Source organism: Campylobacter sp. JH32 (assembly GCF_017846535.1).
Lineage (GTDB): Bacteria > Campylobacterota > Campylobacteria > Campylobacterales > Campylobacteraceae > Campylobacter_D > Campylobacter_D coli.
In genome coordinates this window covers 100,592-115,673 of record NZ_JAEQBS010000004.1, presented here as the reverse complement: position 1 = coordinate 115,673, position 15,082 = coordinate 100,592, and the positions used below count along the sequence as shown (strand labels likewise).

The window sequence follows — 15,082 nt, the reverse complement described above, 5'->3', positions numbered from 1 at the left end:
TCCTAAAATTCAGAAATTTAAAGTATTATTTTGCCAAAATATATTTAAAAAAGAAGTTATAATGCAAAATCAAATCTTAAAAAATCTCGATTTAGAGCATATTTGGCACCCTTGTACGCAAATGAAAGATCATGAAAATTTGCCACTCATTCCTATAAAAAGAGCTAAAGGAGTGTGGCTTTATGATTTTGATGATAAGGCTTATATGGACTGTGTGAGCTCGTGGTGGGTAAATCTTTTTGGGCATTGTAATGAAAAAATCGCAAATGCCATTAAAAAACAAGTTGATGAGCTAGAGCATGTGATTTTAGCAGGTTTTACACATGAGCCCATCATCAAGCTTTCTGCAAGACTTTGCGAAAAAGTAGGCAGGAATTTTAACAAATGTTTTTACGCAGATAATGGTTCAAGCGCTATTGAAGTCGCACTTAAGATGAGCTTTCATTATCATTTAAATAAGGGAGTGAAAAAAAGTAAATTTTTATCTTTAAGTAATTCTTATCATGGTGAAACCTTAGGAGCCTTAAGTGTAGGAGATGTAGCACTTTATAAAGATACTTATAAGCCTTTACTTTTAGAGTGTTTAAGCACGCCTGTGCCACAAAGTAAAGATTACACTCAAGAGCTTGAAATTTTAAAAGATATTTTAGAAAAAAATGCAAGTGAAATTTGCGCTTTTATACTTGAACCTTTGGTGCAATGTGCGGGAAATATGCATATGTATGAAGCAGGGTTCATTGATGAGGCCATAAAGCTTTGCCATCAATTTGGAGTGCAAGTGATTTTTGATGAAATTGCAGTGGGCTTTGGACGCACAGGAACTTTGTTTGCCTTACATCAATGCAAACAAAGCCCCGATTTTATCTGTCTTTCAAAAGGGATAACGGGTGGATTTATGCCACTTTCTGTAGTGCTTACAAGAGATGAAATTTATAATGCTTTTTATGATACTTATGAAAGCCAAAAGGCTTTTTTACATTCTCATAGCTATACGGGAAATACCTTAGCTTGCGCGGCAGCAAATGCGGTTTTAGATATCTTTGAGGATGAAAATATTTTAGTAAAAAATCAAATTTTAAGCGAGTTTATCAAAAAAGAATTTTCAAGACTTGAAAAATTTGACTTTTTGGGTAATTTTAGAACTTGCGGGATGATCAGTGCTTTTGATATTTTAAGCACCAAGTATAAACGCGTAGGACTTTTTGTATTTCAAAAAGCCTTAGAAAAAGGTTTGCTTTTAAGACCTTTAGCAAATACGATTTATTTTATGCCTCCTTACATCATCACAAAAGAACAAATCGTTTATATACTAGAGAGTTTAGAGCAGATTTTTAAGGAATTTTAAGTTGTAAAATTTCTTGCATTTGCTCTTTAAAATCTTTATTTAAAATGCTATTTTCATCAAAAAAATCAAGATTGATTATAGGAATTTTTGCATAATTTTTTATAAAATCATCTTGTAAGATATCTTTTTTACCCATCATTACAAGGGCTAAAAGATTGATATTTCTTTGCTTTAAAGCTTCAATGCTAAGCAAGATATGATTAATGCTTCCAAGATAGTGTTTTGCTACCAAAATCGTAGGGTGTTTGAAAATATTCACAAAATCAATCATAGTGTAATTTTCATCCATAGGAGAAAAAAGCCCACCCGCAAGCTCAATAAGTAGGTTTTTGCTTTTTGGTAAAATGATATCTAAGGCTTTATAATCAAGCTTTTCTTTGATTTTTCCAAGATGAGGAGAAGCTGGAGTTTGCAAAAAAATACCTTCTTTAAAAATCTTTGTTTTTGGGCTAAATTTTGCAATAAACTCGCTATCTGTTGGAGTTCCTGCTTGAATGAGTTTAAAATAATCATAGTTAAAATTCGCACAAAAAGCTGCACTAAAATGTGTTTTTCCTACATCAGTATGTATTCCACTCACATAAATTTGCACAAAAAATCCTTAAGAAAGAAATTTTAAACCTACTGTACAAGCAATAATCACAGTGATTAAAAAAAGTTTTAAAAAACTTTTACTTTCTTTATAAAAAAGCACTCCTATCATTACCCCACCAGCGGTTCCAGCTCCTGTCCATATAGCATAAGCAACGCTCATAGCGATATTTTGCATACTTAAGCTTAAAAAAGTAAAAGAAAATCCAAAACACACTATCAAAGCTAAAAGGTAAAGCTTGTTTTTAGTGCTTACAAGTTCTTTCATGATCACCACGCCAAAAATTTCACAGGCAGTAGCTAAAAACAAATAAAACCATTCCATAACTAAGCTTCCTTGCTTACCCATTTAAGGGCTATAATACTTAAAAGTAAAATTGCTATAAGCACAAGTTTAATTATAGAAACAGCTTCGTTAAAAATAAACATTTCGTTTAAAACCACCCCAATAGTGCCAATGCCTACAAAAACACTATAAGTAATACTTACTTCAAGTCTTTCACAAGCTTTTAAAAAGCAAGTAAAAGAAATACAAACCCCAATGGCTGTTAAAATATACTGCCAAATTTCTGTAGAATATTTAAGTCCACTTACCCAAAAGCATTCTATAAGCCCACCAAAAATAACCATAAACCACGCGATATTGGTATTCATTATGCGCTCCTTAATATTTTTTGCGCGGCAATTATAACCAAAACAAAGTAAATAAAAAACTACCATAAATTTACTTTTACCTAAGCCAAGATTAGATACAATTATAAGCTTATTTTTTAAGAAAGGAAAAAGATGTTAGAAGGTATCGTTAGAGAGAGTATCGGTAGAAAAGCGGCTAAAGCTTTAAAAAGAGATGGTTATCTAATCGCAAACATCTATGGAAAAGGATTAGAAAACATCAATGCTGCTTTCAAAGTAAATGATTTTATCAAAGAAGTTCGCAAAAAAACAACTTTAGCTTTTGATGTAAAAGTAGGTTCGCAAACTTTAAATGTTGTTGTAGTGGATTATCAAAAAGATCCTGTGACTGCAGAACTTAAACATGTGGATTTAAAAGTTGCACAAAAAGGTGTGATTTCTAAATACATGGTTCCAGTTAAAATCACAGGAACAGCTATAGGTCTTAAAAATAAAGGTGTTTTAATCCAATCAAAAAGAAGATTAAAAGTAAAATGTGCAGCTGAAAATTTACCAAATTTCTTCGAACTTGATGTAAGTAAGCTTGATGTGGGTGATGCTTTACTTGTTCGTGATATTGTAGTTCCTGCGGGAGTAACTATGATAGATGCTGATAGAGTAGCGGTAGTGGGCGTAGAAAAAGCTAGATGATCTTAGTCGTAGGGCTTGGCAATATAGGCAAAGAGTATGAAGATACTCGCCATAATGTCGGCTTTATGCTTATTGACTTGCTTTTAAAAGAAGGCAATTTCACAAATCTCACAAACTCAAAATTCAAAGGAGAGCTTTTCAAAATGGGCTCTTCTTTACTTCTTAAACCTCATACTTATATGAATAATTCTGGATTAAGCGTAAAAGCGGTAAATGATTTTTACAAATGTGAAAGAATCATAGTCGTTCATGATGATATCGATATCAATTTAGGCGCTTTGCGTTTTAAAAGAGGCGGTTCTAGCGGAGGACATAATGGACTTAAAAGCATAGATAATCTATGCGGAAGTGATTATGAAAGAGTGCGTATAGGAGTGGGCAAGGGTGAGAATGTTATTTCTCATGTTTTAGGTAAATTTAGAGCCGAAGAAGAGTTAATTTTAAGTAAGGTTTTAGAGCATTCTAAAAAAGCTTTACTTGAGCTTATCCGCAATGATGATTTATCAGCCATATCTTCAAAGTATAGCTTAAAGGCTTAAGATGTGGATATTTTTTCGTTTTATTTCAGGAATTTATCTTAAGAATTTTTTTATTATCTTTCTGTCTTTACTGGGTTTTTATTGTGGTATTGATTTGCTTTTAAATTTCAATGATTTACCCGATGCAGCAAATCTTAGCTTGCTTTATGTGATTTTTTTGGCTTTTTCTGCTGTTACTTATGTCTTGCCTGTTTCTTTAATCTTTGCTTTGGTGCTTTCTTTGGTTTCTATGATAAGGGCTAATGAATTTGTAAGCCTTTATGCTTTAGGGCTTAGTAAAAATTTGGTCATAATATTTCCTTTTTTGTGGGCTTTATTTTTTTGTTTTGTGTATGTGGGGTTAAATTTTACTCCTTTTGCTTATGCAAATGATTATAAAAGAAATATTCTAAAAAATGGCACTATGCTAAAACAAAGCGGTGAAGTTTTTTTAAAATTTAATAACGAATTTATTTATATTTCTAAGGTTAATAATGGACAAAGTACCGCACAAAATATTAAAATTTTTAATATTAAGGATTTAAATTTAAGTTCTTTTATCGAAGCTAAGAGCGGTATTTTTGAAAAGAAAAATTGGATTTTAAAAGAAGGAAATTTAACCTTACTTCCTAAAGAATATGAGCTTGGCAATAAGGGGTTAAATATCAGCGAATTTAAAGAGCTTAATACTCTTGAAGGTTTTAAGCCTAAGATCATCGAAGGGGTAGCTAGTGATAGTGATTATTCTATCTTAGATATACTTGAAAGTTTGGAGCTTTTTAAAACACAAAATATCAGCATAGAATCGCTTAAAATTAGTCTTTATAAGCTTGTATTTATGCCGTTTTTTGCACCCTTTTTAATGCTTATTATGTATTATTTTTTCCCAGTTATTGCAAGATTTTTTAATTTAGCTTTTGTAGCTTTTGTAGCTTTTGTAGTCACTTTGCTTACTTGGGGTATGTTATTTTTGCTATCAAGATTGAGCGAAAATGGTGTGATTTTAAGTGAATTAGGCATTGTTATGCCTATTGTTTTGTTAATTTTTTTAGGTGGTTTTATGTTTTACAAGCACCGATAAATTAAGCTTTAATATAGTAAAATTAAAAATAAAGGTGAAAAATGGATTATAAAAAACTCAAAGATGAATTTCAAACCCCTTTTTATATTTATGATTTTGATTTTATTAAAGAGCGTTTTTTAAAGCTTAAAAATGCTTTTAAAGCTAGAAAATCTCAAATTTTTTATGCGGTAAAAGCAAACTCAAATTTAAGTCTTTTACAAATGCTTGTAAAGCTTGACAGCGGGTTTGATTGTGTAAGCATAGGAGAGGTTAAACGCGCTTTAAAAGCAGGTGCAAAATCTTATAAGATAATTTTTAGTGGCGTAGGAAAAACTCAAGAAGAATTAAGACTTGCTTTAGAATACGATATTTTATATATCAATCTTGAAAGCGAAGCTGAAATGATGCTTTTAGAAAGTGTAGCTAAAGAGTTAAATTTAAAGGCAAGGATAAGTATCCGTGTCAATCCAAATGTAAATGCTAAAACTCATCCTTATATTTCTACAGGTTTAAATGAAAATAAATTCGGCGTAGAAATTGACCTTGCAAGAAAAATGTATCTTTATGCTAAAAATTCACCCCATTTAGAGCCTATTGGAGTGCATTTTCATATAGGTTCGCAACTTTTAGATATTTCTCCTATTCATGAAGCAGCAGCCATTGTCGCAAAACTTGTAAGAGAGTTAAAAGCCTTGCAAATCGATCTTAAATTTTTTGATATAGGCGGTGGACTTGGAGTAAGGTATGAAAAAGAAGATGTAGAGCCTGATCTTTATGATTATGCACAAGGAATACTTGCTCAACTACACGGACTGGATGTAACTATAGGAATGGAGCCAGGAAGATTTTTGGTTGCCAATAGTGGAGAATTTGTATGCTCTGTGCTTTATGAAAAACACAATAAAACAAAGCGTTTTGTTATAGTAGATGGGGCTATGAATGATTTAATTCGCCCAAGTTTGTATGAAGCTTATCATGAAATTTTACTGCCTTATAATCAAGGAGAAGAAAGTCCTTGCGATGTTGTGGGTGGAATTTGTGAAAGTGGAGATTTTTTTGCCAAGGCAAGGTCTTTGCCTAGCACTCAAAGTGGTGATATAATGGTTATTAAAAATACTGGAGCTTATGGTTTTAGTATGAGTAGTAACTACAATACTCGTAATAAAGTTTGCGAATTAGCCCTTGAAGAAGGACAGGTAAGATTGATCCGTCAAAGAGAAAATTTTGAAAATCAAATCGCTTTAGAAGAGAAATTTTTAAAGGCTTAAAATGTTTTTTTTAGATGTTCAAGGGACTTTAATTTCTGATCATGATAAATCTTTAATCCATGGCGCTAAAGAATTGATCGATTTTTTAAATGCAAAAAATCTTCCTTATCTTATCATTACTAACAATACAAAAAAACTTGATTTTTTAGAAAAATTACAGCAAAAAGGATTGGCTATAAAAGAAAATGCTTATATTGATCCTTTTAGCGTTTTAAAACACCTTTTAAAACCTTGTAAAGTTGCGGCTTTTGGTGCAGATGAGTTTGTAAAAAGTCTTGAAAATCTTGGTTTTGAACTCGATTTTGTAAATCCTAGTGCTGTGCTTGTAGCTAGTTATGATGATTTTAAATTTAAAGATTTTGCTAGTATGATAGAATTTGCTAGAAGAGAAGTTAGGTTTATAGCTATGCACGAAACTAGCATTTATAAAAAAGATGGTAGGCCTTATCCTGGTGTAGGTAGCATTATGGCTATGCTTAAAAATGCTATTGATTTTGAATACGAGGTTGTGGGTAAGCCTAGCATTGCTTTTTATAAAGAAGCTTTAAATTTGATAAGAAAACAAAATTCAAAAATCGATTTTGAAGATATTAAAATCATTAGTGATGATTTTAGAGGAGACTTGCTTAAGGCAAAAGAACTTGGCATGAAAACCTTGCTGGTTTTAAGCGGAAAGATAAGCGACACAAAAGAGCTTGATACGGATTTGCTTGATGGAGTTTATCCTAGTGTTTTTGAGTTTTTAAAGGAGCTAAAATGCCAAATTTAGAAGAATTTAGAAATAAAATCGATGCGGTTGATGATAAAATTTTAGAACTTTTAAATGAAAGAATGACTTATGTTAAAAGTATAGGAGAGATCAAGCAAACAAGTGGTGGAGCGATTTATCGTCCTGAACGTGAAAGAGCGATTATCAATCGCTTAAAAAATGCAAATTTAGGACTTTTGGATCAAAATGCCATAGAGGCAATTTATCAAGAAATTTTTGCTGTTTCAAGGAATTTAGAAATGCCTCAAATTGTTGCTTATTTAGGGCCTGAAGGAACTTATACACATCAAGCAGCAAGAAGTCGTTTTGGTGCGATGAGTCGTTATATAGCCTTGGCTAATATCGAAGATGTTTTTAAAGAGCTTAGCAATAAAGAAGCAAAATACGGCGTTGTTCCTATAGAAAATAATACAGAAGGCGCTGTAGGTGTAACTTTAGATTGCTTAGGTAAGTATAATGAGCTTAAAATTTTTGGTGAAATTTATATGGATATTCATCATTCTTTTGTAGGAATTAATGAAAATTTAAAAGAGATAAAACGCATTTATTCCCACCCACAAGGTTATAATCAATGTCGCAAATTTTTAGAAAGCCACGAATTAAGCAATATAGAATTTGTGCCTTCAAAATCCACAGCAAATGCTGCTTATTTAGCCTCTCAAGATAAGTACTCGGCTGCAATTTGTTCTAAAATAGCTGCAAAGCTTTACAATGTGCCTGTACTTTTTGATAAGATAGAAGATAATGCGGCAAATCGTACAAGATTTTTGATTTTAAGTGATATTAAAAATCCAAAAATGCCAAATTGCAAAACTTCTATTTTAGCTCACACTGCACATAAGCCTGGCGGTCTTAGTTCTTTACTGGAGCAATTTAAAAAAGAAAATATCAATCTTACCAAACTCGAATCTCGTCCCGTAAAATCAAAAGAATTTTTACATAGTTTTTATATAGATTTTGAAGGGCATATTGATGATGAAAATGTTCAACGCGCTTTGAAAAACGCAGATGAGGTAGTTTGGCTTGGATCTTATTTATCAGGAGAAAAGAATGAAATTCAATGACTTTTTAAATCATTTAAGCAATTATGAGCCGGGCAAGGATATTGAAGTTATCGCTAGAGAATATGGCGTAAAAGAAGTGATAAAATTAGCAAGCAATGAAAACCCTTTTGGTGCTCCACCTAAAGCGGTTAAAGTTTTGCAAGAAAATGCTTTTAAAGCAAATCTTTATCCAGATGATAGTATGGTAGAGCTAAAAGGTGAGTTAGCACAAAAATACAGTGTAAAAAATGAAAATATCATCATTGGTGCGGGCAGCGATCAGGTTATTGAATTTGCTATACATTCTAAACTTAACCCTCAAAATGCTTTTTTGCAAGCAGGGGTAAGCTTTGCTATGTATGAAATTTATGCTAAGCAATGCGGTGCAAAATGCTATAAAACTCAAAGTATCACTCATGATTTATCTGAATTTAAAACACTTTATGAAGCACATAAGGATGAGATTGAGATCATATTCTTATGTTTGCCTAACAATCCTTTGGGCGAGTGCTTAGATACAAACGAGGTGTTTGAGTTTATACGCGGTATTGATGAGAATTGTTTAGTAATAATTGATGCAGCTTATAATGAATTTGCAAGTTTTAAGGATCAAAATAAGTATCTAAAGCCTTGTGATCTTGTGCAAGAATTTAAAAATGTGCTTTATTTAGGAACTTTTTCTAAACTTTATGGATTGGGTGGGTTGCGTATAGGTTATGGTATAGCAAATGCAGAAATTATTAGTGCATTTTATAAACTTCGTGCCCCTTTTAATGTAAGCAATTTAGCATTAAAAGCAGCGGTTGCGGCTTTACATGATGAAGAATTTGCTAAAAAAACTTTGGAAAATAATTTTTCTCAAATGGAGCTTTATAAGGAATTTGCCAAAAAGCATCATATTAAATTTATCGAAAGCTATACAAATTTTATCACTTATTTTTTTGAGGAAAAAAATAGCACAGATTTGTCTGAAAAATTGCTTAAAAAGGGTATAATAGTAAGAAATTTAAAAAGTTATGGTTTAAATGCTATGAGAATTACCATAGGAACGCCTTATGAAAATGAAAGATTTTTTACAGAATTTGAAGGAATTTTAAAATAGTCTTGATTTTTCAAATCAAGGATAATTTTTATGGTATTTAGAATAAAATGGGTAAGATTCACCAAACTAAGGGATGAGAATTAATGGATTTTAAAAATATGCTTCACCAAATTGGACAGCTTTATCAAAATTTGACTCGAAAGCAACGTATAGTTATCGCAGCTTCTATCGTTGTGGTTGTTGGATTTTTGGTATTTTTGGCACTATTTCGTGGAAGTGGCAGTGGTGCTAATAATGGCTATGCTGTTTTAGTTGATAATGTTGATCCAAGTTCTTCTGCAGCTATTGTAGCTAAACTTGAACAAAATAATGTACCTTATATACTAGAAAGCGAAAGTAAAATTTTAGTTCCACAAGATCAGGTATATCGTCAAAGAATGTTTATCGCTAGCGAAGGATTGATAAAAGATAGTCGCGTGGGTTTTGAAGCTTTTGATACGCAAAGTTTTGGAGCTACAAATGAAGAACAAAGAGTAAAGTATCAAAGAGCTATAGAAGGAGAGCTTGCAAGAACGATTGAAACCCTAGAGCCTATACGCAGTGCGGTAGTGCATATAGCCTTTCCAAAAGACAGTGTTTTTACCGAAAGACAAATTCCTCCTACAGCTTCAGTCGTTGTAAATGTGCGCGAGGGATTAAAACTTACTAGAAAACAAATCGATGGGATTAAAAATATAGTTTCAGCTGCTATTCCGAAATTAACCAAAGAAAATGTAAGAATTAGTGATCAAAGTGGTGTGCCTTTAGATGAGCAAGAAGCTTATGAAGATGATTTGGTTCGTGCTCAAATTAAATATAAAAGCGATCAAGAAAGAGCTTTAGAAGATAAAATCATAGAAACCCTAGCTCCTTATGCAGGAGGCACAGATAAAGTAAGGGTAAGTGTCAATATAGATTTTGACTTTTCTAAGCAAGAATCCCAAAGTGAAATTTATGATCCAAACCCTATAGTTCGAAGTGAGCAAACTCTTAATGAAGAAAGAACAGGCAGAAAAGAGCCTGAAATTCAAGGTGTGCCAGGTGCGGTTTCAAATATAGGTCCAGTAGAAGGACTTGATAATAAAGGACAAATTGATACCTATAAGAAAAATCAAGTTACTACAAACAATGAGCTTTCAAAAACTATCACAAATACCAAAAAACAATTTGCAACCGTTGTGCGTACTTCAGCAGCAGTAACAATAGATGGAAAATATCAAGATGTTGTGGATGAAAATGGAGATGTAAAAAGTGAATATGTTCCTTTAAGTAAAGAAGAGCTTGCAAGTGTAGAAAGCATAGTTAAAAATACTATTAATTATAGTGCTAATAGAGGGGATAGTGTAGTCGTGCAGAATTTACCTTTCCATCGTGAGTCTATTAGAGTAGAAAGCAAGGTTAAAACTTTCTATGGCCGTTTTATCGAGCCATTTATCCCACCGGTTAAATATATTATTGCGGCTATTTTGCTTTTTATTTTTTACAAAAAAGTTATTGCTCCATTTACGCAAAAAATGCTTGAAGATGTTGCAGCACAAGAGGAAGTGCAGCAAGGTCCAAATGCTGTTTTAGATGATGCTGAGGATGCGTTAGAGAAATTTAATGCAGCTAGGAAAAAGGTTGAAGAGCAGCTTGGTTTTGGGGAGAATTTCAATGAGGATTCTATCCAATATGAAGTTTTACTTGAAAAATTAAGAGGCTTAGTAAGTGATAAAAGCGAAGAAATTGCAGCACTTTTGCAAAACTTAATCCAAAATGATACCGAATTCGGCGAAAAGGATATGTGATGATAAAACTTAGCGAAGAACAAAAAATGCTTTATGATGATTTATCGATGCCTGAAAAGGTAGCGATATTTCTCATACAACTTGGCGAGGATGCAACGACTTCAGTTTTTTCACATATGGAAATTGATGTTATTACCGAAATTTCACGCTATATTGCTACGGCAAAAAATGTTGACCGCGCTGTAGCTACTGCGGTTTTGGAAGAATTTTATACCCTGCTTCAATCTAATCAATACATTAAAAGCGGTGGTTTGGAATACGCTAAAGAAATACTTTTCCGTACTTTTGGTCCAGAAATTGCCAATAAAATTCTTGAAAAACTTACCAAAAGTATGGAGAATAACCAAAACTTTGCTTATTTGGCTCAGATTAAACCTCAACAACTTGCTGACTTCATCACTAAGGAACACCCGCAAACCATTGCACTTATTTTAGCTCATATGGATTCAATTCATGCAGCTGAAACCTTAGAGTATTTTAGTGATGAGTTAAGAGCTGAGGTTGTTATAAGAATGGCAAATCTAGGTGATATTTCTCCAAGTATCATTAAAAGAGTGTCTGCAGTACTTGAAAGCAAACTCGAAAGTCTTACTTCTTATAAGGTTGAAGTGGGAGGCCCAAGAGCAGTTGCAGAAGTACTTAATCGCTTAGGACAAAAAGCAAGCAAATCTACCATTACTTACATCGAACAAAGCGATGAACGTTTGGCTGAAACGATTAAAGAATTGATGTTTACTTTTGATGATATACAAAAACTTAGCACTCAAGCTATAAGAGAAATTTTAAAAGTTGCAGATAAGCGCGATTTAATGATAGGTTTAAAGGGTGCAAGCGAAGAATTAAAGCAAAAATTCTTAGCCAATATGTCTACGCGTGCAAGTGAAGCCTTCCTTGAAGAAATGGGCTTTTTAGGTGCGGTGCGTGTTAAAGATGTTGAAGATGCCCAAAGAAAAGTGGTTGAAGTGGTGCAAAAACTTGCAGAGCAAGGACTTGTACAAACAGGCGATGCTGATGAAATGATAGAGTAGGTGAGTGATGGTTAATCGTAGTAATGTTATTTCAGGAGGAACTTCTGATCAACATGTTGTTGAAGGATATCGTTTTAAGGTAATTTCAGAATTTGATAACCATGCAGAAGAGAAGCAGCATTCACAGATTTCAAATGAAGAAAATATAACTACATCTTCAAAAGATGAAAGTCCTGTCGAAGAAAGTCAAACCCCCGCACCCTCTCAAGTAGTACAAGAGGTGCAAACTCCTGCATTTCAACCTAGTTTTGTTGAGGATTTGCTTAAAAAAACAGATGAAATGTCAAGCAATATCATTAAGCTTCAAATGCAAATTGAAAGTCAAGAAAATGAGTTTAATAACCGCTTAAATTCAGAGCTTGAAAGCGCTAAGGAAAAATTTTCTAAAGAGGGTTATGAACAGGCTAGAGCTGAATTTGAAAAAGAATTAAATGACTTGCGCGATAAGTATTTAAAAAGTGTTTCAAAGTTAGAAGAAGCTTGTGTAAATCTTAATGCTTTTATTGAAAAAAATGAAAAAGAACTTGCTGATACAGCTATAGATATTGCCAAAGAGGTTATTTTAAAAGAGCTTGAAAATAACTCAAGCAAAATTGCTTATGCTTTAGCTAAAGATCTCATCAATGAGCTTAAAGGAGCAGGTTCTATTGAAATAAAAGTAAATTCTATAGATTATAATTATCTAAAAGAGCATTTTAGTGAGAATTCTCATATTAAAATCACTCTTGATGATGCTATTAGCAAGGGTAGTGTTATCATTTTAAGCGATAGTGGCAATATAGAATCCAATTTGAATGCGCGTCTTATTAAAATCAAAAAAATGGTTAATAATGAATGAAATAATTAAAAAAGATTATCAATTTGCTTATACTAAAGAAGAGTTAGAAAAGCTAAATTTAACCCAGCTTGAAGATTTAGCGGCTCGCATTAGAAAAAAAATTATTGATGTAGTAAGTAAAAATGGAGGGCATTTAAGCTCCAATTTGGGAGCAGTTGAGCTTACTATAGCTATGCACACGGTATTTGATAATGGGATAGATCCTCTTATATTTGATGTATCCCATCAATCTTACACACATAAGCTTTTAAGTGGAAAAGAAAATGTTTTTGAGTCTTTGCGTCAATTTGGTGGGCTTAGTGGGTATACCAAGCCTAATGATGGGGATTATTTTGTAGCAGGACACTCAAGTACTTCTATTTCTTTAGCTGTAGGAGCCTGTAAGGCCATAGCACTAAAAGGCGAAAAACGCACTCCTGTAGCTTTGATAGGCGATGGAGCTCTAAGTGCAGGTATGGCTTATGAGGCCTTGAATGAATTAGGAGATTCTAAATTTCCTTGTGTAGTTATCTTAAATGATAATGAAATGAGTATTTCAAAACCCATAGGTGCAATTTCAAAATACCTCTCTCAAGCCATGGCAACGCAGTTTTATCAAAATTTCAAAAAACGCGTGGCTAAAATGTTAGATGCATTACCTGATTCTGCTACTTATATGGCTAAGCGTTTTGAAGAAAGCTTTAAATTAATAACCCCAGGACTCTTATTTGAAGAATTGGGTCTTGAATATATAGGACCTATTGATGGACATAATTTAAGTGAGGTTATTTCTGCATTAAAACAAGCAAAGGCTATGCAAAAACCTTGTATTGTTCATGCGCAAACTTTAAAAGGAAAAGGTTATAGTTTAGCCGAAGGAAAAAATGCTAAATGGCATGGGGTCAGTGCTTTTGATGTAGATAGTGGAGAGAGTGTTAAAAAAAGTGATACTAAAAAATCTGCTACTGAAATTTTTTCTAAGAATTTGCTTGATTTAGTCTCAAAATATGAAAATATTGTTGGAGTTACGGCGGCTATGCCAAGTGGAACAGGTCTTGATAAGCTTATAGAAAAATATCCAAATCGTTTTTGGGATGTGGGTATTGCTGAGCAGCACGCTGTTACTTCTATGGCGGCTATGGCTAAAGAAGGATTTAAACCTTTTATTGCTATATACAGCACTTTTTTACAACGCGCTTACGATCAAGTTATCCATGATTGTGCGATTATGAATTTAAATGTGGTTTTTGCTATGGATAGGGCAGGTATAGTAGGAGAAGATGGAGAAACCCACCAAGGAGCTTTTGATGTAAGTTTTTTAGCTCCCTTGCCTAATTTAACCCTTATAGCTCCAAGAGATGAGCTTATGATGAAAAATATTATGGAGTATGCTTATACCCATGAGGGATGTTTGGCTTTTCGTTATCCTAGAGGATCTTTTATTTTAGATGAGGAATTTAACCCTACCAAGATAGAACTTGGAAAGGCGCAATGGCTTGTAAAAAATCAAAGCAATATCGCTTTTTTAGGTTATGGACAAGGGGTGGGTAAGGCTTGGAAGGTTTTAAGAAAATTGCAAGATGAGGGGCAAAATGCTAATTTGATTGATTTGATTTTTGCTAAACCCTTAGATAAACTACTTTTAAAAGAGTTAGCAAAACAGAGTCAAATTTGGTTTGTTTTTAGCGAAAATGCAAGAATAGGTGGCGTAGCGAGTTTATTAGAGAGCTTTGTACAGGAGAATGATTTAAAAATTAAAATTGTTTCTTTTGAATATGAAGATAGTTTTATTGAGCACGGCAAAACCAATGAAGTGGAAAAAGCTTTAAAACTTGACATTGATGGTTTGGTGCAAAGGGTAAAAATAAATTGGGTCGATAACATCCTTTAAATTTGAACCAAAACAACAAAAAAATGTTTAAAATTTCATAGCTTCTTATTATCTAATAAAAAATATCATTTGATATAAACTTTTTTTAATAAAAAATTTATTATTATTCCTAGTTAAAAAGAACTAGGATAAAAGAATGGAATTGTTACAAATACTTAAAAAACATGAATTGAAGGCAACCCCACAAAGATTGTGTGTTTTAAAAATTTTAAAAAGACATGAACATCCAAATATCGAAGAGCTTTATGAGGAAATCAAAAAAGAATACCCTTCCATTTCTCTTGCTACAGTTTATAAAAATCTTAACACTTTACAAGAACAAGGCTTAGTTGTAGAAATCAATGTAGCAAATCAAAAAACTTGTTATGATATCTATGAAGAAAGACATATACATATAATTTGCAACAAATGTGGCAATATCGAAGATATGAGTTTTCAAGATGCTGAACTTGATGAATATCAAGAAAAATTAGAGAAAAAAATGGGAAATATCATCGATCATTTAGCAGTTTGTGCTCATGTTAGCACTTGTAAAAAGTGCCATTAAGCAAAATAAAG

Annotated in this window: 16 protein-coding genes; 13 read left to right on the top strand and 3 right to left on the bottom strand. The window is 32.7% G+C overall.

Annotated features, from left to right (window positions below):
* Positions 1 to 61 precede the first annotated feature (61 nt).
* Positions 62 to 1,345 (top strand): adenosylmethionine--8-amino-7-oxononanoate transaminase, encoded by a 1,284-nt coding sequence (locus KAR67_RS04265; protein ID WP_002876220.1) that lies wholly within the window; start codon positions 62 to 64, stop codon positions 1,343 to 1,345.
* Here the strand turns inward: KAR67_RS04265 and bioD are convergent.
* The 3 genes from bioD to KAR67_RS04250 are packed head-to-tail and all read right to left on the bottom strand — an operon-like array spanning position 1,332 to position 2,605.
* Entirely contained in the window at positions 1,332 to 1,937 is a 606-nt protein-coding gene (gene bioD / locus KAR67_RS04260) for an ATP-dependent dethiobiotin synthetase BioD (RefSeq protein WP_052804227.1), read from the bottom strand. The genes KAR67_RS04265 and bioD overlap by 14 nt on opposite strands.
* 9 nt (positions 1,938 to 1,946) lie before the next feature.
* The gene (locus KAR67_RS04255) at positions 1,947 to 2,261 is read right to left on the bottom strand and encodes a multidrug efflux SMR transporter (RefSeq protein WP_002857436.1); all 315 of its coding nucleotides are present in this window, start codon (positions 2,259 to 2,261) and stop codon (positions 1,947 to 1,949) included.
* Between the two features lie 2 nt (positions 2,262 to 2,263).
* The gene (locus tag KAR67_RS04250) at positions 2,264 to 2,605 is read right to left on the bottom strand and encodes a multidrug efflux SMR transporter (RefSeq protein ID WP_060787475.1); all 342 of its coding nucleotides are present in this window, start codon (positions 2,603 to 2,605) and stop codon (positions 2,264 to 2,266) included.
* A 117-nt stretch (positions 2,606 to 2,722) separates the two neighbouring features.
* On the opposite strand from KAR67_RS04250, the gene KAR67_RS04245 reads away from it, so the two are divergent.
* The 12 genes from KAR67_RS04245 (at position 2,723) to perR (ending at position 15,071) form a co-directional block, all read left to right on the top strand.
* On the top strand, positions 2,723 to 3,259 hold the full coding sequence (locus tag KAR67_RS04245; protein WP_002778158.1) for a 50S ribosomal protein L25/general stress protein Ctc: 537 nt from the start codon (positions 2,723 to 2,725) through the stop codon (positions 3,257 to 3,259).
* Positions 3,256 to 3,798, top strand: coding sequence for an aminoacyl-tRNA hydrolase (gene pth, locus KAR67_RS04240; protein WP_002778160.1), 543 nt, complete (start codon positions 3,256 to 3,258; stop codon positions 3,796 to 3,798). Before KAR67_RS04245 ends, pth begins: the two co-directional genes overlap by 4 nt.
* 1 nt (position 3,799) lies before the next feature.
* Entirely contained in the window at positions 3,800 to 4,858 is a 1,059-nt protein-coding gene (locus tag KAR67_RS04235) for an LptF/LptG family permease (protein WP_002778162.1), read from the top strand.
* 41 nt (positions 4,859 to 4,899) lie between these two features.
* A complete protein-coding gene (gene lysA / locus KAR67_RS04230) occupies positions 4,900 to 6,108 on the top strand; it encodes a diaminopimelate decarboxylase (RefSeq protein WP_131235560.1) in 1,209 nt (402 codons plus the stop codon).
* A gap of 1 nt (position 6,109) precedes the next feature.
* Positions 6,110 to 6,877 (top strand): HAD-IIA family hydrolase, encoded by a 768-nt coding sequence (locus KAR67_RS04225; protein ID WP_131235559.1) that lies wholly within the window; start codon positions 6,110 to 6,112, stop codon positions 6,875 to 6,877.
* Positions 6,865 to 7,941 carry a prephenate dehydratase gene (gene pheA, locus KAR67_RS04220; protein WP_002810738.1) on the top strand — a complete coding sequence of 359 codons (1,077 nt, stop codon included), beginning with the start codon at positions 6,865 to 6,867 and terminating at the stop codon, positions 7,939 to 7,941. Before KAR67_RS04225 ends, pheA begins: the two co-directional genes overlap by 13 nt.
* Entirely contained in the window at positions 7,928 to 9,022 is a 1,095-nt protein-coding gene (hisC, locus tag KAR67_RS04215) for a histidinol-phosphate transaminase (protein ID WP_002794043.1), read from the top strand. Before pheA ends, hisC begins: the two co-directional genes overlap by 14 nt.
* A gap of 83 nt (positions 9,023 to 9,105) precedes the next feature.
* The gene (fliF, locus tag KAR67_RS04210) at positions 9,106 to 10,788 is read left to right on the top strand and encodes a flagellar basal-body MS-ring/collar protein FliF (RefSeq protein ID WP_002778177.1); all 1,683 of its coding nucleotides are present in this window, start codon (positions 9,106 to 9,108) and stop codon (positions 10,786 to 10,788) included.
* Complete coding sequence (fliG, locus tag KAR67_RS04205; protein ID WP_002778179.1) at positions 10,788 to 11,816, top strand: flagellar motor switch protein FliG; 1,029 nt, start codon at positions 10,788 to 10,790, stop codon at positions 11,814 to 11,816. Before fliF ends, fliG begins: the two co-directional genes overlap by 1 nt.
* 7 nt (positions 11,817 to 11,823) lie before the next feature.
* Positions 11,824 to 12,654 carry a flagellar assembly protein FliH gene (gene fliH, locus KAR67_RS04200; protein ID WP_002778181.1) on the top strand — a complete coding sequence of 277 codons (831 nt, stop codon included), beginning with the start codon at positions 11,824 to 11,826 and terminating at the stop codon, positions 12,652 to 12,654.
* Positions 12,647 to 14,524, top strand: coding sequence for a 1-deoxy-D-xylulose-5-phosphate synthase (dxs, locus tag KAR67_RS04195; protein WP_052777547.1), 1,878 nt, complete (start codon positions 12,647 to 12,649; stop codon positions 14,522 to 14,524). Before fliH ends, dxs begins: the two co-directional genes overlap by 8 nt.
* Before the next feature lie 136 nt (positions 14,525 to 14,660).
* Entirely contained in the window at positions 14,661 to 15,071 is a 411-nt protein-coding gene (gene perR, locus KAR67_RS04190) for a peroxide-responsive transcriptional repressor PerR (RefSeq protein ID WP_002778185.1), read from the top strand.
* The last annotated feature ends 11 nt before the right edge of the window (positions 15,072 to 15,082 follow it).